Origin of the sequence: Methylobacterium haplocladii (genome assembly GCF_007992175.1) — a bacterium.
In the GTDB taxonomy this organism is placed as follows: Bacteria; Pseudomonadota; Alphaproteobacteria; order Rhizobiales; family Beijerinckiaceae; genus Methylobacterium; species Methylobacterium haplocladii.
Genome location: NZ_BJZT01000003.1, coordinates 39,676 through 56,729, shown reverse-complemented (window position 1 = coordinate 56,729; position 17,054 = coordinate 39,676). Strand labels below are relative to the sequence as shown.

Genomic DNA, 17,054 nt, shown 5'->3' with positions numbered 1-17,054 from the left:
CGGCGGTGCGCAGAGGCGCGAAGTGGCTTCCGAAAGCGCCGGGAAAACGCCAAGCTGTCGTCCGCGAAAACTGCCGAGAACCCCATGCTGGTCGACCGATCGCTCACGCGTGCCGCCGCGGGCCTGCTGCTGGCCGCCGCGCTCGGCTGCGCGCCGGCGCGCGCCGAGATCCAGGTCCAGGCCGCGAAGATCACGGCGGGCGAGCTCTGGGTGCTCGGCTCGGCCGACGATCCCGACGCGGAGATCACCCTCGACGGCGGTTTCGCGCGCCGGACCGACGCCAAGGGCAAGTTCGAGTTCCGGATCATCCATCATCCGGCGAGCTGCATCGTCACCCTCCGGACTGAGCGCGAGGAGCGCCGCGCCGTCGTCGCCGAATGCGGCCAGCAGGGGCCGCCGGGGCTGCCCGGCCCGATCGGCGCGACGGTGACCTCGATCATCCCGGGGCCGACCGGCATGCCGGGACCGAGCGGTGAGGCGGGTCCGCCGGGACCGGCCGGAGACGCAGGGGCGCCGGGTCCTGCCGGCGAGGCCGGCCCGGCTGGGCCGGCGGGTCCCCCCGGCCAGCAGGGTGAGCGTGGCGACGCCGGCCCGGCCGGCCCCCCGGGATCGGACGGGGCACCCGGCGAGAAGGGCGAACCGGGTCAGGCCGGTCCGGCGGGGCAAGCCGGTGAGCAGGGTGTCGCCGGACGCGAGGGGCCAGCCGGGCCTGCAGGAGCGCAAGGGCCGGCGGGCGAACAGGGTGCGGCCGGTCCTGCAGGACCAGCCGGACCGGCGGGCCCACCCGGAGCCACAGGGGATACGGGTCCGCCCGGGCCACCCGGCAGACCGGGATCGACCGGCCCCGCGGGGCCTGCAGGCCCGATCGGCAAGCCCGGCCCGGCCGGGCCGCGCGGACCTGCGGGTGCGGCCGGCGCCGCCGGTGCGTCTGCCCGCACGCCGGCCCGCGCCCCGCAGGGCGAGCCGGAGGCCGCCTCGCGGGGCCCCCGCCGCCCGGTACGGCCCGAGCCGGACCCCGACCCGGATATCATTCGGTAGCGCCGCCGCCCTCACGGCCGGCGGGCGAGATCCGCGAGCAGGCTCGCCGCGACGACGGCCTTCGAGACGGTCAGTCCCGATGACGCGATGGCGTCGATGGCGCCTCGGATGCGGGTCAGCGCCGGTCCGCGGGCGGCGATCCAGGCGTCGAGGGCCTCCGGACCCGAGCCGATGTCGCCCATGACCTCGGCCGTCAGACTGCGATGGGCCGTCGAGATGCCGGCCACCGCACGCTCCAGGGCGACGCGGTCGAAGGTGTCGGCGACGGGAACCTGCCGGGTCTCGGCGACGAGGGCGTCGAGGCGAAAGGCGTGCTCGATGGCGAAGTGCGTTGCCGCGATCTCCGGAACCGAATGGCCGTCGGTCTCGGCGACGCGCACGATGTCGGGGGCCGAGATCAGCGCCTTCAGGGACGCAAGCCGGCGGGCCGGCTCCGCCTCCATGCCGCGGGCGACGAGATCGGCCCGCTTCGCCTCGATCTCCTTCGCGGCCTCGGCGTCCACCACGCTGGACAGGGCGTCGAGCACCGCGCTGACGCCCTCGCGGTAGCGCGCGACGATCGGCGAGAGTCCGCCCGAGAGATCGAGGTTGCGGATGAACCAGGTGATCCGGTTGGCGAGCAGGTCCTGCACCTCGGCGTAGAGGCCGAGCTGGTCCTGGCCGGGCAGGGCGCCGGCGAGACGGTCGATGGCGAGGTTCAGTTCGAGCAGTCCGAAGGCGTCACGGGTGACGGCGTAGGCTTTGGCGATGGTGGCGGCATCTGCCCCGGTCTCGTCGATCAGCCGGGTCACGAGAGCCGGGCCGCCGCGGTTGACGATGATGTTGGCGAGCGCCGTGGCGATGATCTCGCGGCGCAGGCGGTGGCCCTTCACCGCGTCCGGGAACTGCGCCTTGAGCGCGGCCGGGAAGTAGCGCTGCAGCTCGCGATCGAAATACGGGTCGTCGGGCACCGCGCTTTCGAGGATCGCGTCGTGCAGCGCGAGCTTGGCGTAGGCGAGCAGCATGGCGTATTCCGGCCGGGTCAGGCCCTCGCCGCGGCGCAGGCGTTCGTTGAGCACGGCATCGTCGGGCAGGTACTCGACGGCCCGGTCGAGGCGGCCCTCCGCCTCCAGCGCCTGCATCACCCGCATGGAGAAGCCGGTCTCGCCGGCACCCCGCCGCAGGGCGAGGGACAGGGCGAGGGTCTGGAGCTGGTTGTTGCGCAGGACCAGCGCGGCGACGTCCCCTGTCATCGCGACCAGCAGGGCATTGCGGTCCGCCTCAGCGAGCCGACCGTCGCGCTCCGGCGTCATCAGCGCGATCTTGATGTTCACCTCGACATCCGAGGTGTTGACCCCGGCCGAATTGTCGATGGCGTCGGTGTTCAGCCTCACGCCGGCCCGCGCGGCTTCGATGCGCCCTCGCTGGGTCAGGCCGAGATTGGCGCCCTCGCCGATCACCTTCGCCCGCAGCATCGTGCCGGTGATGCGCACGGCATCGTTGGCCTTGTCGCCGGCCTCCTCCTCGGTCTCGGTCCCGGCGCGGACATAGGTGCCGATGCCGCCGAACCAGAGCAGATCCACGGGCGCCTTCAGGATCGCCTGGATCACCTCGGCCGGCGCCGCCTCGGAGCGATCGAAGCCGAGGACGGCCCGGATCTCGGGCGAGAGCGCGATGCTTTTGGCGGATCGCGAAAAGACCCCACCGCCGGCCGAGATCAGGGAGTTATCGTACTCGGTCCAGGACGAGCGCGGCAGGGCGAAGAGGCGCTTGCGCTCGGCATGGCTCCGGGCCGGGTCGGGGTTCGGGTCGAGGAAGATGTCGCGGTGGTCGAAGGCGGCGACGAGCCTGAGGCTCTCCGAGAGGAGCATGCCGTTGCCGAAGACGTCGCCCGACATGTCGCCGACGCCGACGACGCTCACCGGATCCGTCTGCACGTCGACGTCGATCTCCTGGAAGTGGCGCTTCACCGCTGCCCAGGCGCCACGCGCCGTGATGCCCATCACCTTGTGGTCGTAGCCCTGGCTGCCGCCCGAGGCGAAGGCGTCGCCAAGCCAGTGGCCGCGCTCCTGCGAGAGGCCGTTGGCGATGTCGGAGAAGGTCGCGGTGCCCTTGTCGGCGGCGACCACGAGATAGGCGTCGTCGCCGTCGTGCCGAACGGTGTCGGCAGGCGGGACGATACCGCCTTCGACGATGTTGTCGGTGAGCTGCAACAGCGTGCGGATGAAGATGCGGTAGCTCTCGGTACCCTCCGCGATCCAGGCGGCGCGGTCCGAGGCCGGCGGCAACTGCTTCGGAAAGAAGCCGCCCTTGGCGCCGACCGGCACGATCACCGCGTTCTTGACCTGCTGTGCCTTCACCAAGCCGAGGATCTCGGTGCGAAAATCCTCGGGCCGGTCCGACCAGCGCAGGCCGCCGCGGGCGACGTAGCCGAAGCGTAGATGGACGCCCTCGACGCGAGGCGCGTACACGAAGATCTCGAAGAACGGCCGCGGTAGCGGCATCGCCGTGACTTTGGCGCAGGCGAACTTGAACGCGATCGTCTCGCGCAGGCCGCCATCGGCCGTTCTCTGAAAAAAATTCGTGCGGACGGCCGCTTCGATCAGGTTCACGAAGCGGCGCAGGATGCGGTCGTCGTCGAGACTGGTGACGTCGCCGAGCGCCGCTTCGATGGTTTCGCGGATCGCACCTTGCGCCGCCTCGCGGTCGCCCTCGGTGGCGGGGTCGAAGCGGGCACGGAAGAGGGCGACGATCTTCGCGGACAATGCCGCGTGCCGGCTCAGCGTCGCGGCGAGATAGTCCTGCCCGTAGCGGATGCGGAGCTGGCGTAGATAGCGCCCCAGCGCCCGCATCAGCGCGGCTTCGCGCCAGTCGAGGCCCGCTTCGAGCACGAGGCGGTTGTAGCCGTCGGATTCCGCCCGCCGTTCCGAGAGGGCGAGCAGCGCGGCCTCCAGCGGCTTCTCCAGCATTTCCAGGTCGACTGCCGCGCCGCTGGCCCGCTCCAGCAGCATGTCGTGCAGCCAGACCCGCGTTTCGCCGTCCGGCAGCAGCACGCGGTAGGTGCGCTCGTCGATCACGCGGAAGCCGAGGTTCTCGAGAGCCGGCACCCGGTCTGACAGCGGCAGCGCGGCGCCACGCGAAAACACCTTGAGGCGCACCTGCGAGGCCGGATCGGTCTCGCGCCGGCCGAGTTCAGCCGCGCGGGGATCGGCCTCCGACAGCCGCTCCAACACCAGCACGTCGGCGACGGCGACGCGCGGATCGAAGTTTTCGCGGTAGCCGACCGAGAAGGCCTCGGCGTAGCGCCCGGCCAGTGCCCGGGCGCCGGGATCCGGCATCGCTTCGGCCAGGGCCTCGCGCAGGCCGTCGCCCCAGGTCCGCACGATGGCGGAGACGCCGTCTTCGAGCGTCGCGGATTCGCGGTCCTGCGTGTTCTTCTCGACGAGGCCGACGATGACGTGGATGCGCGCGAGCGGCCCATCGGGAAATTCCGGATAGGAGGCCGAGAGCCGCCCGCCGAAGCTGTCGGCGAGGAAGGCGCCGATGCGGGCGCGCACGCCGGCGTCGTAACGGTCCTTCGGCACGTAGACGAGAAGCGACACGAACCGCCCGAACCGGTCCGGCCGCGACAGCACCCGAACCCGCGGCCGGTCGGCCAGGTTCAGGATCGCCAGGGCGAAGCGGTACAGCCGCTCCACGTCGATCTGAAACAGGTCGTCGCGCGGGTAGGTCTCCAGCACGTCGATCAGAGTGCGGCCGGCATGGCTCGTGGGATCGAACCCGGCGCGGGCGGCGACCTCCGCCACCTTACGGCGCAGATAGGGAATCGTCCTGGCCGGGCTGCTGTAGGCGCTTGCGGCGAACAGCCCGACGATGCGCAGCTCGCCTGCGGGCGCACCGTCGTCCCCAAAAAGCTTCACTGCGACGTAGTCGAGATGGACCGCGCGATGCACGCGCGAGCGCCGGCTCGCCTTGGTGACGATGATCGCCTGCGGGTCGTCGAGGAAGGCGGCGATCTCCGGCGTCATGTCGACGTAACTGCGGCCGAGGCGCAGGACCTGGACCTCCGGGTCGCGCAGCAGGCCGAGTTCGATGCCCGCGAATTCGGGCGTGCTCGCTCCGTCGACGACATGCGTGCGCATGCCGAGCGGCGTGAAGTGTCCGTCGCGCAGCCATTCGAGGAAGGCGGCCGCCTCGCGGGTCTCGCCCTCGGGCAGATGCGGGACCGTCTCGCGGTAGCCCTCGCTGTCGAGAAGCGTGTCGATCAGGCCGAGCATGGCGCCGTGATCGTCGGTCACCGCCGCGACGTCGGCATAGACGCGGGCGAGGCCCTCGGTGAGCCGCGCCCGGGCCTGCGGCTCGTCGAGCCGGTCGAGATGGATGTGTATGAAGCTTTCGCGGGGGACGTCGCCCCGCGCCTCGGCCGTGGTCTCGCCGACGACGCGCACGAGGGCGCCGCCCGGATCGCGCTCGACTCCGAGGATAGGGTGCGCCACCAGCAGGGGCATCAAACCCTGGCCGTTCAGCTCGGCTAGCGTCGAATCGAGGAGGAAGGCGCGGTTGTCGTTGACGACCTCGACGACGGTCAGATCCCGCGCCCGCCCGTCGCGCTCAACCGTAATGTCGACGAGCCTTGCATCTGCCGCACCGCCCGTGCGCCGCGTCGCCGCAAGGTGCTCGTGCGCCGCGACCGCCAGACTGCCGAGCGCCTGCACGGAATAGCGCGCCAGATCCTCGGACGGCACGCGTCCGAACAGGTCGCGCACGAAGGCTTCCGGCCCCCGATCGCGCCCGACCAGGGCCGACGCACTTTCGATCAGACCCTCACGCGCCGCCCGATCCTCGGCGGAGGTGAGCGTCGCTGCCGCGTCCAGGGTCATGTCGCAGGTCCTCGCCGAGTCGCGCACGACCTTCGGCGCTTCCTGCCACCCGATCAACCGGATGCGACGCCCAGACGACAGTCACGGGAGGACCGGCAAAAAAGGAGTCTCGGCGTCGGATCGGCCGGATCAAACCATCGAGTGTGCCGGGAACGCGGCCGATCGCGATGGGGCGTAAGCGTCGCGATAGGAGCGGTCGATCTCCAGCAGGATGTTCGAGCCCGCGACGACCTCGCCGGATTCATCGCGCAACGGCGTCGGATACGGCATGAAGCAAACCTTGGTACCGTCCGGTCGCTCGAGGATGGCCCGGACGCCGCGCACGGCACGGCCCTCCCGGAGTGCCACTGCCATGGGGCATTCCTCGTGCGGCAACTCGCAGCCGTCCGCCTCGTAAAGACGCCAGGCGCCGCACCACCGCGCCTTGCCGAGGACAGGCCGAAAGCCCCAGAGCTTTGCGGCGGCGTCGTTGTAGTAGGTCAGCCAGCCCTCGGCGTCGGTGGTGTAGAGGGCGGCCGGAATCTGGCGAAAGAGCTCGGCCCGCGACGGCTCGTAATTCCAGTCGGAATCCGGAGCCTCGAAATCGTAGTCGATGCCTTCAAGGTCCATTGTACTCCCCACGACAGACGGGCTGGATGCCCATGGCGAAGACCGGAACGCCGGTCTCCATTTGCCCCCATCTGTCGCGTGTCCCTGTGAACCCTCCGGCCGCTTTCGCGGACCGCCGAAGGCTCGTCGGTGTGCACCAGCGCGGTGCGCACTCCAGATCGTCCAACCCTATAGGATTGTGCCTGGACAGCTTCCGGGGGCGGTTGCTGTCCCGACGCCATAACTGGAATGACCAGCCTGGGCTCTCCAATAGGGCCGTGTACGGACAAGGCTCTAAAACCACGAAAACAGTCTTCGTGCAAGTGCAGGAAGCTCTTGGTGCAACGCGAGATTTCATCTTTTGCAGGGCAACGTCTCCGGCGACTGCGAACGAAGGCGTTGCGGCTGTTGCAGCGCAACACGATGTGCGATCGGCCGTTGATGGCGGAGTCGCGCTTCCCCTATGGTCGATCGCATGGACGCGATCGCGATCGACTTCGAGACGGCCAACGAGCGGCGCGACAGCGCCTGCGCCGTCGGCCTCGCCTGGATCGACCATGGACGGGTCGTGCGCCGGGAAACGCGGCTGATCCGGCCGCCGGAGCTGCGTTTCTCGCCGGGGAACATCCGCGTCCACGGCATTCTTCCGGCCGACGTGCGCGGCCAGCCGAACCTGCCCGAGGCGATGGCGGAATTCCTGCCGGATCTGTCGGACAGGCTGGTGCTCGCCCACAATGCCGGCTTCGACATCGGCGTGCTGTCGGCCTCGCTCGCCGCATGGGGCAAGCGCGCGCCGCCGGTGACGTATCTCTGCACCGTGCGAGTTGCGCGGCAGGTATTTCCGCACCCGGCCGGCTGCGGCCTCGCCAAGGTGGCCGGACGGCTCGGCATCCGGTTCGAGCATCACGATGCCGGTGAGGATGCCTATGCCTGTGCCGAGATCGCCCTCGCGGCCATGCGCGAACGCGGGGCGGCGAGCGTCGCCGATCTGCCGCGCGTGCTGAAGATGCCGGCGGTCGTGCGGGCGGGGGGCTATCACCCGGATCCTGAGAACCTGCGCTCGACGGCCCCGCGGGCGCTCGGAACGACACGCAACCGGATGCCGAGTGCCGATCCCGGCCTGCGCTTCGCCATCCGCGGCAGCACCGGCAATCGCTATGCCGTCGTTCTGGAGGAGCGCAGCACCGGTCCGTATCTACGCTGCGACTGCACCGCCGGTCTTCATCGACGGCGCTGCCGCCACGTCGATGCCGTCGTCGAGGGCGACGTCACGGATCTGGTCTCGGGTAATTTCGGAGACGTCGAACGGCTGCGCGAGCGCCTCGCGGTGGCCGGTACGCCGGTCGAACCCTTGCGTGTCAGAGCGGCGACGGAACGCCGAAGCCGGGCCGGCCTCGGCTGAGGCGCCTCAGCGGCGCCGCGGTGCGGGGTTCCGCAGAGGCTCGATGCTGATGGCGCGGCGCCAGAGCTGGAGCATGATCCAGGCAGCGCCGAGGCTGAACAGGGCCATCAGAACGTGGCCGACGGTATCGCCGAGTTCGAACAGACCGGCCAGCGCCCAACCGGCCGCGACCGCCGCAGCGAACACCTCGGTTCCGACCAGCACCATCAGGCTGACGATCGTGATCAGGTTGCGGGTGTTCACGGGCTCGGACCTGTTTTCGCAGATGTTGGCACGCGCAGTAGCCCGACCGGCCCCGCGCACGCAACCGAGCACACGCCGATACCCCCGACGCTATCGCATCGAGGGCATCACTCAGTCGAGTCTGCAGACGTCGCCAGTCGTGGCCTCGGCTCAGCGCGGCGCGCGCTTCGCCAGGATCCGCTGCAGCGTTCGGCGATGCATGTTGAGACGCCGCGCCGTTTCCGAGACGTTACGCTGGCAGAGCTCGTACACGCGCTGGATATGCTCCCAGCGCACGCGGTCCGCCGACATCGGGTTCTCCGGAGGATCGGCGCGCTCACCCGGCTGCGCCATCAGCGTGCCGTGGATCTCGTCGGCATCGGCGGGCTTGGCGAGGTAGTCGAAGGCGCCGAGCTTCACCGCGGTGACGGCGGTGGCGATATTGCCGTAGCCGGTGAGCACCACGCCGCGTGCCTCGGGACGACGCTCCTTGAGACGCGCGATCACGTCGAGGCCGTTGCCGTCGCCGAGCCGCATGTCGATCACGGCGAAAGCCGGCGGCTCGCGATCGACGGCGGCGACGCCCTCGGCCACGCTCTCGGCCACGTGGACCTGATAGCCACGGGCTTCCATGGCCCGGGCGAGCCGGGTCGAGAACGGGCGATCGTCGTCGAGGATCAGCAGGCTGCGGTCCGTGAAGGCCGCCAGCGGATCGGAATCGGACAACACGGCTGGGTCGGTTCCCTGCGTCGGCGCACCGGTGTGCGTAAGCATGTGATGTTCCTTGCTCGGTCTCGTCTTTGAACTCCTATATGGGCGCGGTTCCGCGTTCGGGCAGTGGCCTCATTGAATTGGGCGCAACAAAATTGTTCGCCAAAGTTCCGCGTTCGAAAATCGGGCGCGCCCAGGATATCCGGGCCACCGCGCCTTTCATGCCGGGGGTCGAGGCGTTTGAGAGGCTTAGCTGCGCCCCCGAGCGCTCGATCAGGGTTTTCGCGATGAAGAGGCCGAGGCCGAGGCCGGAACCCACCGTATCGGGCGACGTCGAGGGGCCCGGGCTGCGGGTGGTCACGTAAGGCTCGCCCGCGCGCAGCAACACCTCGCTCGGGAAGCCCGGCCCATCGTCGCGGAATTCCAGGGACACACGGTCGAGGGTCCAATGGGCTTCGACCAGCACGCGCGATTCCGCGAAATCGACGGCGTTGTCGAGGATGTTCGCAAGCCCGAACGTGACGCCCGGATTGCGCCTGCAGGATGGCTCCGGTCCATCGCCGCTCTTCGTCACCTCGACGGCGATGCCGAGCGCCCGCTGCGGCGCGACGAGTTCCTCAATGAGGTGACCGAAGCTCAGCGTTTGCAGAAATCCCTCGTCCTCGTCCAGCGAGGTGAGCTTCGAGAGGATGCCGCGGCAGCGGTCGACCTGATCGCGCAGGAGCTTGAGATCGTCGGCCACGGCCGGCGTCGCGGTCGGGCCGAGCTGCCGGTCGAGTTCCTTTGCCACGACCATGATGGTGCCGAGCGGCGTGCCGAGCTCGTGTGCCGCCGCCGCCGCCAGCCCGTCGAGCTGCGAGAGGTGCTGCTCGCGGGCCAGCACGAGTTCTGTCGCCGCGAGCGCCTGGGCGAGCTGCCGCGCCTCTTCGGCGACGCGCCAGGCGTAGACGCCGGTGAAGGCGGTGCCGAGGAGGATCGCGGTCCAGACGCCGGAAACGTAGAGGAACGGCAGCTCGATCCGCCCGTCGGCGAACCAGGGCAGCGGACGGTGGACCAGGGCGAGCAGCGTCGCCAGACCGATGGCCAGCATGCCGAGCGCCAGGGTCCGCTCCGGCGGCAATGCGGTGGCAGAGATCAGCACCGGGGCGAGGAAGAGGAGCGAGAACGGGTTCTGCAGGCCGCCGGTGAGGAACAGCAGCGCTGCGAGCTGTACGATATCGAAGGCGAGGAGAAGCGCTGCCGAGTCGTCGCTCAGCCGGTAGCTCGCAGGAAAGCGGATGCGGAGCGCCAGGTTCAGCCAGGACGAAACGGCGATGACCAGGAAACACCAGCCGAACGGTAGGCGCAGGCCGAGCCCGAATTGTGCGCCGACGACGGCGGCGCTCTGCCCGGTCAGCGCGAGCCAGCGCAACCGTACGAAAGTGTCGAGCCTGAGATGCCGGGCGTCGTTGACGCCGGCCCCGCTGCCCATGCCGTTCATGTGCCCAAGCCGTTCATGACCTCGTCCAAAGCGTCGGATGCGCGGCGTTCGACGCCATTCTCCGCAAGAGGGCGCAGTCGCCGCCGCGCGTCATCGCCGGTTCAGGCCACATGGCGGAAGAAGCGGCGCGCTGATTGGTTCCCTGCACGTGTATTCGCAGAAAGACGGATTTTACCCGGCGCGCCGGGCCTCTAAGAGGTCCTTTGACAGAACCGCGCAAGAGGGTGTCGTCATGGATCTCGCCTACGCCTGGTACGAAACCATGAGGGCGATGCTGGCCCCGGCCCGCGTCATGGCCGACATGACGCGGCATGGCCTGCAGAATCCGGCCAACCCGCTGGCCTATTCACAGTATCTGCGACCGCTCGCGGCGGCCTGCGAAATGTTCGAGCGGGTGACGCGCCGCTACGGCAAGCCGGCCTTCGGCCTCGACAGCACGGTCATCGACGGCGTGGCCGTGCCGGTTTCGGAGCGGGTGGTCTGGTCGCGCCCGTTCTGCAACGTCATCACCTTCGACCGCGCCTTCGCACGCGGACCAGCCGTGCCCGACCCGAAGCTTCTCATCGTCGCTCCGATGTCCGGCCATTACGCCACGCTGCTGCGCGGCACGGTGGAGGCGATGCTGCCGAGCCATCAGGTCTTCATCACCGATTGGACCGACGCGCGCATGGTGCCGCTGCTCGACGGCCATTTCGACCTCGACACCTACATCGACTACCTGCGCGACATCTTCCGGGATCTCGGGCCGGACCTGCATGTCATGGCGGTCTGCCAGCCGGCCGTGCCGGTGATCGCCGCCGTCGCCCTGATGGAGGCGCAGAACGCCGAGAACATCCCGGTCTCGATGACCCTGATGGGTGGTCCGATCGACACGCACCGCTCGCCCACTGCCGTGAACTGCCTCGCCCAGGAGCGCGGCATGGCTTGGTTCGAGCAGCACTGCATCACGCTGGTGCCGGGGATCTATCCGGGCTTCTTCCGCCGGGTCTATCCAGGCTACCTGCAGCTCTCGGGCTTCATGGCGATGAACCTCGATCGCCATGTCACCGCGCATAACGACATGTTCCACCACCTCGTCACCGGCGACGGCGAATCGGCCGAGAAGCACCGCGACTTCTACGACGAGTACCTCGCCGTGATGGACCTGACGGCGGAGTTCTACCTGCAGACCGTTCAGACCGTGTTCGTCGACCGTTCGCTACCCAAGGGCGAGATGATGCATGCCGGCACACGCGTCGATCTCGGTGCGATCCGCCGCTGCGCGATCCTCGCCGTGGAAGGCGAGAACGACGACATCTCCGGTGTCGGCCAGACCAAGGCGGCCCTCGACCTGACCCCGAACTTGGCCCCCGAGCGCAAGGCCTACCACCTACAGAACGAGGTCGGCCATTACGGTGTGTTCAACGGCTCGCGCTACCGCTCGGTGATCGCGCCGCGCATCGCCCGGTTCATCCGCGAGATGCAGGAGCCGCCGGCATCCGGGGTCTATCTGCGCGAGGTCGGCTGAGCGCCGACGCACCGTAGACGATGGTTCGGAACGGCCTGCCAGCTCTGGCGTCTCTCACGACACCGCCCGCCGAGCCGTCACGGCCAGAGGACGAACTCTCGCGCCTCACGAGTTTCGCGAGGTGCACCTGGCGAGGCTAGACCATTCCGGCACACGGCTTATGGTGACGCTCCCGACCCGGCAGCCCCATCTCGGCATCGGGCGGGCTCCAGGGACAGGCGGACAGGAGGCCGGTTATCCGCGTCATGGTAGCCGCGTTGAGATCCCTGTTGCTGCGCACGCCCGATCCGGACTTCCTGGAAGTCCGTCACGAGGGCGTCGGCCTCAACGTCGTCCTGCGCCGTCGCCCGACGGCCCGGCGGCTGACGCTTCGGGTGTCCAACGCCACCGGCGAAGTCATCATGACGTTGCCGACGCGGACCTCGCTCGCGGCGGCCCAGAAATTCGCGTTGAGCCATGGCGGCTGGATCGCGGCACGCCTCGCCAAGGTGCCGGCCCGGGTCGCCTTCGAGCCGGGCGCCAGCATCCCAGTTCGCGGAGAGGCGCATCGCATCGTGCACAGACCGGGACGCAGCGCCTCGGTCGTCGAGCGGACCGGGGGCGAAGCCCTGCTCGTCGTCTCGGGCGAAGCCGCCCACGTCTCCCGCCGCGTGCGCGATTTCCTGCAGCGCGAGGTGCGGCGCGATCTGGCCGTAGCGGCGGACGTCTATGCGGGACGCCTCGGCGAGCGACCGAAGCGCATCACGGTGCGGGATACGCGCAGCCGCTGGGGCTCCTGCACGGCGAGCGGCGAGCTGAACTTTTCGTGGCGGCTGATCCTCGCCCCGCCGGTGGTGCTCGACTATCTCGTCGCCCACGAGATGGCGCACCTGCGCGAGATGAATCATTCGGCCCGGTTCTGGGCGCTGACGAACGCGCTTTGCCCGAATGTCGAAGAAGCAGAGCGCTGGCTGAAGCGGCATGGCTCGGAGCTGCACCGCTACGGCTGATGGGTGCTTCCGGTCTTCTGCCGTCATTCCGGGGCCGCGCAGCGGAACCCGAAATCCAGAGCCGCCGAGAATCGTGGCCAAGCGGTCAGGTTCAGCATCGCCCTGACCCGCAGGCGGTTCCGGATTCCGGGCCCTCTTCCTTGCCGAGCTTCGAAAAGATCGATGGGGCTCGACCTGAAAACCGGAACCGTTCTCGACCTCAACCGCGCGTGCGAACCGTCGTCCGGCGTAGCACGCGCTCGGCCGGCCAAGCCGGACGGGGGTCGGTGTGGCCATGCCAGAGGGTGCGCGGCGCGACGTTGTCGCAGACTTCGCGCTGGCGAAGGATCGGCTGGCCGTTCCGATCGCGCCGTACGATCGTGCCGCCCTCGTGACAGAACCCGGCGATGGCCGCCGAGCGACGGCCGCGACGCCCACCGGGAGCGACCGGCGGATGCTCGATCGTCAACGGTGCCTGATGGTTCAGCGAGCGCTCGTGATAGGTCGTCGTCGCTTCCGGCGGCAGGTAGTCGGATTCCTCGAATGGCAGCGAGAGCGCGCAGGCCGCGCCCGTGCCCGCGACGAGGAACAGGGTCGAAGCGACGAGGCGGCGGAGCACTATGCGACGCATGAGGAAATCCGGACAGGGGCTTTTCGACAGGGTTAAGCCGTGACGGGGCAGGGCGATAGCGCGCGCCGGCCACACTCGGCGCGAAGCCGTACAACCCCCGTGTCTATGTCGTCGATCCATGGGCGCGACCGACTTCGACACATCGCGCGAATCGGATCGTGACTGGCGGGACATGGAACCTTCGCTGCCAGTCACCGTTCGGGTTGCCAGAAAGGCGGTCGCGTCATCCGGACGCACCGCGGAGGAGATCTGCCATGAGCAGCACCACCGACAAGATCAAGGGTACCGCCAACCAAGCCGCCGGCGCCGTGAAGCAGAGCGTCGGAAAGGTCACCGGCAACACCAGGCTCCAGGCCGAGGGCCATGCCCAGGAAGCCAAGGGCACGACGCAGAAGACCGTCGGCGACGCCAAGCAGGGCGTGAAGAACCTCGTCAACAAAGTGAAGTCGAGCCTTTGAGCGCCCATCGGTCCACGGCAGCGGCGCCGGCCGGCGCCCGCCGTGGGCCGACCCCGCTCGTGGCCCGGGCCGCCCGGCGCGGCGACGCAGGACGCGGCGGCCCTCACCTTTTCCAGTCCCGCATCGCGATGTCCCCTGTCGTCAGCGGCTCGGCCATCCGATGCTCCAGAAAGACGTTTCGATGAATAGAGATCAGATTGAAGGCGGTATCCGCAACATCCGCGGTCGCGGTCGCAGCGCGCTCGGTGCGGTGACCGGCCGTGCGCGTCCGCAGGTCGAGGGCGCCTACGAGCAGGTGGCCGGCGTCGCGCAGTCCGCTTACGGCCGCGTGCAAAATCGCGCCGAACGGCTGGAGCGCGATGGCCGCGACTTCGCCGAGGATGCCGCGAGGCGCGGCCGCAGCCTGCGCGACGACGTCTCCCATCGTGGTCGGGCATTGCGCGACGAGACGGTCGAGCGCGGCCGGTATTATGGGCGCGAAGTCACGGAGCGTGGTCGCGCCGTCTACGAACGCGCCGAGGACAACAAGGGCGCGACCCTCGCGATCGTCGCTGCGGCGGCCTTCGGCTTCGGCTGGCTGATCAGCCGCCGACGCTGACCTCGTCCCAACCTTGACGACCGGCCCGGCTTGCCCCTCCTGTGCGGCGAGCCGGTCTCCGGCGGGATGCTCGATGAGGGAGCCATGCCGGCACGTGCCTGGCGCGACCTGACCACGATCGATGTCGCAACACGCGACATGGCGCACGCGATCGCCGTGCTGCCCGTCGCAGCGATCGAGCAGCACGGACCGCACCTGCCGCTCGGCACCGACGCGATCATCGCCGAGGGTTATCTCGCCCGCGTCGCGGCGCTGGTGCCGGACGAGCTCGACGTTCTGACCCTGCCTGTGCAGGCGATCGGCAAGTCGGACGAGCATGACGGGTTCGCGGGTACCCTGACCTTCTCGACGGCGACGGCGCTCTCGGCTTGGACCGAGATCGCGTCCGGTATCCATCGGGCGGGCTGCCGCAAGCTCGTGATCGTCACCTCGCATGGCGGCAACAGCGGCCTGATCGACCTCGTCGCGGGCGACGCGCGGGCGCGGTTCGGCATGCTCGTCGTGACGACGTCTTGGAGCCGGCTCGGCTACCCCGAAGGACTGGTGCCCGACGCGGAGATCCGGCACGGCATCCATGCGGGCGGGATCGAGACCGCGCTGATGCTGGCGATCCGGCCGGACCTCGTCCGCACCGAGCGCGCGCAGAACTTCGAGCCGCGTACGGTGGCGATCGAGCGGGACTACGCGTTGCTGCGCGCCGGGCGTCCTGCGGCGTTCGCCTGGAAGGCCCAGGACCTGCATCCCTCCGGTGCGATCGGCAACGCCACCCTCGGCACCGTCGAAGTCGGCGAAGCGCTCCTCGACCACGGGGCGCGGCTTTTCGTGGACCTGCTCGACGAGGTGGCGCGCTTCGACCTGTGAGGGCCAGCGGCCTTCGCTAGCCCGCGAACAACGCGGCAATATCCGCGTCTTGCATGATACGGTAGCTGCCGGCCTGCAGCTCGTCCGGCAATTCCAATCCGCCGATCTTGTCGCGGTGGAGCTCAGCGACGTGGTTGCCGATGGCCGCGAACATGCGCCGGACCTGATGATAGCGACCCTCGCTCAACGTCAGCGCCGCATGCGTTGCATCGTGCACCTCCAGAGCGGCTGGCAGAAGCGGCTTTTCCTCCCCCTCCAGCATCAGTGTGCCGGACGCGAACACCCTTTGCTCGTCGCCGGTGAGCGGCCGTTCCAGCGTGACCCGATAGCGCTTCGCCACATGCGCCTTCGGCGAGATGATCCGGTGCAGGAGGGCGCCGTCATCCGTCAGCAACAGCAGCCCCGAGGTTTCCTTGTCGAGCCGGCCGACGGTGGAAAGCGCCGGGTCGCGATACCGCCAGCGCTCCGGTAGGAGACTATAGACGAGCGAGCCCGCCTCCTTGTGCGAGCAGGTCACGCCGAGGGGCTTGTGCAGCAGCAGCGCGACGCCGGGCAGCGGATCGAGCGGCGCCTCGTCGATCGTCATGCGGGCCGGCAGATCGGGATCGAGGGCGATGCGTCCGGCCGCATCCCTGACCGGTACGCCATCGAGAAGCACGGCGCCGGCACGGGCCAGCGCCTGGATCTCCCGCCGGGATCCGTAACCGAGGTTCGCGAGCAGCTTATCGAGGCGGACGGCTTTGCCGCCGCTCATTTGCGCGCCTCGTAGACCTTGAAGCCGCCCTCGGCCGCCACGGGCGTCACGGTGCGGAAGGCCGCGCGCAGCGGCGCCTCGTAGGGCAGGTGCTGGTTCGCCGTGATCCAGAGCGTCCCGCCCGAGCGCAGGGCCTCGGCGGCGCGGGCGATGAAGACCTTGCCGAGGGCCTGATCCTCGGCGCCGCCATCGTGGAAGGGCGGGTTCATCACCACGAAGTCGAGGCGGGTCAACGTCGGGTCGGACTGGCGGATGTCCGCCCAGCGGATCGTGGCGCGGGGATCGACGACGTTGCGCCGGGCCATCTCGACGGCGCGGCGGTCGATGTCGATCATGGCGAGGCTGGTGACGGACTCGTCGTGGAGCACTGCGAGCGCCAGGATGCCGAGCCCGCAGCCGAAATCCGCGCCCTTGCCGGAGAGCTTTTTCGGTAGATGCCTAAGCAGCAGCACGCTGCCGGGATCCACCCGGTTCCAAGAGAAGATGCCGGGCTGCGTGCAGAGCGCGAGGTTGTCTACATGGCGCGAGCGTCCCTCGTCGATCGCCTCGTCCAGTCCCTCGAGGGAGTCCGGACGCGACACCGTGCAGATGCGGTGATGACGGCGAGCCTCCTCGGACACCGTGCAGCCGAAGCCGGCGAGTTCCTTACCCAGCCGGCTGCCGCCCCGGTCCTTCGGCGCGAGAGCAACCAGCGTCTCGCCGGGGGACAGAGCCCGCAACGCATGCGCAAGGGTGTAGCGCCGTTCGGCCGTTCCCGGCGGGGCGAGCACGACTGCAGGTCCCGGCGCCGCTGCGGGCCGATGGTCCTCCAGGCGTGCGGAACCCGGAATGAGTGGCGAGACCTGAAGGGATCCCTCGGGAACATCGACGAGCTCGGCCGGCGGCAGGCCATACACGACGGGCCGCGGGACCGCGACTCCGTTCTCGGGATTCACCATGGATGGTTCTGAACTCATTCGGGCTTATTGAATGGAGAC

General features: G+C 69.4%; 15 protein-coding genes. 7 read left to right on the top strand and 8 right to left on the bottom strand.

Going from position 1 to position 17,054, the window contains the following annotated elements; all coding sequences use genetic code 11:
- Nucleotides 1-84: 84 nt before the first annotated feature.
- On the top strand, nt 85-1,038 hold the full coding sequence (locus tag MHA02_RS01510; RefSeq protein WP_170248964.1) for a collagen-like protein: 954 nt from the start codon (nt 85-87) through the stop codon (nt 1,036-1,038).
- Nucleotides 1,039-1,049: 11 nt separating this feature from the next.
- Here the strand turns inward: MHA02_RS01510 and MHA02_RS01505 are convergent, their stop codons facing one another.
- The gene (locus tag MHA02_RS01505; RefSeq protein ID WP_147076206.1) at nt 1,050-5,897 is read right to left on the bottom strand and encodes an NAD-glutamate dehydrogenase; all 4,848 of its coding nucleotides are present in this window, start codon (nt 5,895-5,897) and stop codon (nt 1,050-1,052) included.
- Between the two features lie 129 nt (nt 5,898-6,026).
- Nucleotides 6,027-6,506, bottom strand: a complete 480-nt coding sequence (locus tag MHA02_RS01500; protein ID WP_147076205.1) for a PAS domain-containing protein — start codon at nt 6,504-6,506, stop codon at nt 6,027-6,029.
- A 454-nt stretch (nt 6,507-6,960) separates the two neighbouring features.
- Between MHA02_RS01500 and MHA02_RS01495 the strand changes: the two genes are divergently transcribed.
- Nucleotides 6,961-7,887 (top strand): 3'-5' exonuclease, encoded by a 927-nt coding sequence (locus MHA02_RS01495; RefSeq protein WP_147076228.1) that lies wholly within the window; start codon nt 6,961-6,963, stop codon nt 7,885-7,887.
- Between the two features lie 6 nt (nt 7,888-7,893).
- On the opposite strand, the gene MHA02_RS01490 is transcribed toward MHA02_RS01495, so the two are convergent.
- The 3 genes from MHA02_RS01490 to MHA02_RS01480 all read right to left on the bottom strand — a co-directional run bounded on the left by MHA02_RS01490 (nt 7,894) and on the right by MHA02_RS01480 (nt 10,300).
- On the bottom strand, nt 7,894-8,130 hold the full coding sequence (locus MHA02_RS01490; protein ID WP_147076204.1) for a hypothetical protein: 237 nt from the start codon (nt 8,128-8,130) through the stop codon (nt 7,894-7,896).
- Nucleotides 8,131-8,280: 150 nt separating this feature from the next.
- The gene (locus MHA02_RS01485) at nt 8,281-8,883 is read right to left on the bottom strand and encodes an ActR/PrrA/RegA family redox response regulator transcription factor (protein WP_147076203.1); all 603 of its coding nucleotides are present in this window, start codon (nt 8,881-8,883) and stop codon (nt 8,281-8,283) included.
- Between the two features lie 34 nt (nt 8,884-8,917).
- Entirely contained in the window at nt 8,918-10,300 is a 1,383-nt protein-coding gene (locus MHA02_RS01480; protein WP_147076202.1) for an ActS/PrrB/RegB family redox-sensitive histidine kinase, read from the bottom strand.
- A 232-nt stretch (nt 10,301-10,532) separates the two neighbouring features.
- Between MHA02_RS01480 and MHA02_RS01475 the strand changes: the two genes are divergently transcribed.
- Entirely contained in the window at nt 10,533-11,807 is a 1,275-nt protein-coding gene (locus MHA02_RS01475) for a polyhydroxyalkanoate depolymerase (RefSeq protein WP_147076201.1), read from the top strand.
- 257 nt (nt 11,808-12,064) lie between these two features.
- Nucleotides 12,065-12,796, top strand: a complete 732-nt coding sequence (locus tag MHA02_RS01470) for a M48 family metallopeptidase (RefSeq protein ID WP_147076200.1) — start codon at nt 12,065-12,067, stop codon at nt 12,794-12,796.
- Nucleotides 12,797-12,995: 199 nt separating this feature from the next.
- On the opposite strand, the gene MHA02_RS01465 is transcribed toward MHA02_RS01470, so the two are convergent.
- Nucleotides 12,996-13,406, bottom strand: a complete 411-nt coding sequence (locus tag MHA02_RS01465; protein ID WP_147076199.1) for a hypothetical protein — start codon at nt 13,404-13,406, stop codon at nt 12,996-12,998.
- Nucleotides 13,407-13,660: 254 nt separating this feature from the next.
- Between MHA02_RS01465 and MHA02_RS01460 the strand changes: the two genes are divergently transcribed.
- The 3 genes from MHA02_RS01460 (at nt 13,661) to MHA02_RS01450 (ending at nt 15,323) form a co-directional block, all read left to right on the top strand.
- Nucleotides 13,661-13,864: a CsbD family protein gene (locus MHA02_RS01460; protein WP_147076198.1), complete on the top strand. Its 204-nt coding sequence runs from the start codon at nt 13,661-13,663 to the stop codon at nt 13,862-13,864.
- Between the two features lie 181 nt (nt 13,865-14,045).
- Nucleotides 14,046-14,462 carry a CsbD family protein gene (locus MHA02_RS01455; protein ID WP_147076197.1) on the top strand — a complete coding sequence of 139 codons (417 nt, stop codon included), beginning with the start codon at nt 14,046-14,048 and terminating at the stop codon, nt 14,460-14,462.
- 84 nt (nt 14,463-14,546) lie between these two features.
- Entirely contained in the window at nt 14,547-15,323 is a 777-nt protein-coding gene (locus tag MHA02_RS01450; RefSeq protein WP_147076196.1) for a creatininase family protein, read from the top strand.
- 16 nt (nt 15,324-15,339) lie between these two features.
- On the opposite strand, the gene MHA02_RS01445 is transcribed toward MHA02_RS01450, so the two are convergent.
- Nucleotides 15,340-16,077: a pseudouridine synthase gene (locus MHA02_RS01445; protein WP_147076195.1), complete on the bottom strand. Its 738-nt coding sequence runs from the start codon at nt 16,075-16,077 to the stop codon at nt 15,340-15,342.
- The gene (locus MHA02_RS01440) at nt 16,074-17,015 is read right to left on the bottom strand and encodes a class I SAM-dependent methyltransferase (RefSeq protein WP_147076194.1); all 942 of its coding nucleotides are present in this window, start codon (nt 17,013-17,015) and stop codon (nt 16,074-16,076) included. Before MHA02_RS01440 ends, MHA02_RS01445 begins: the two co-directional genes overlap by 4 nt.
- Nucleotides 17,016-17,054: the final 39 nt, after the last annotated feature.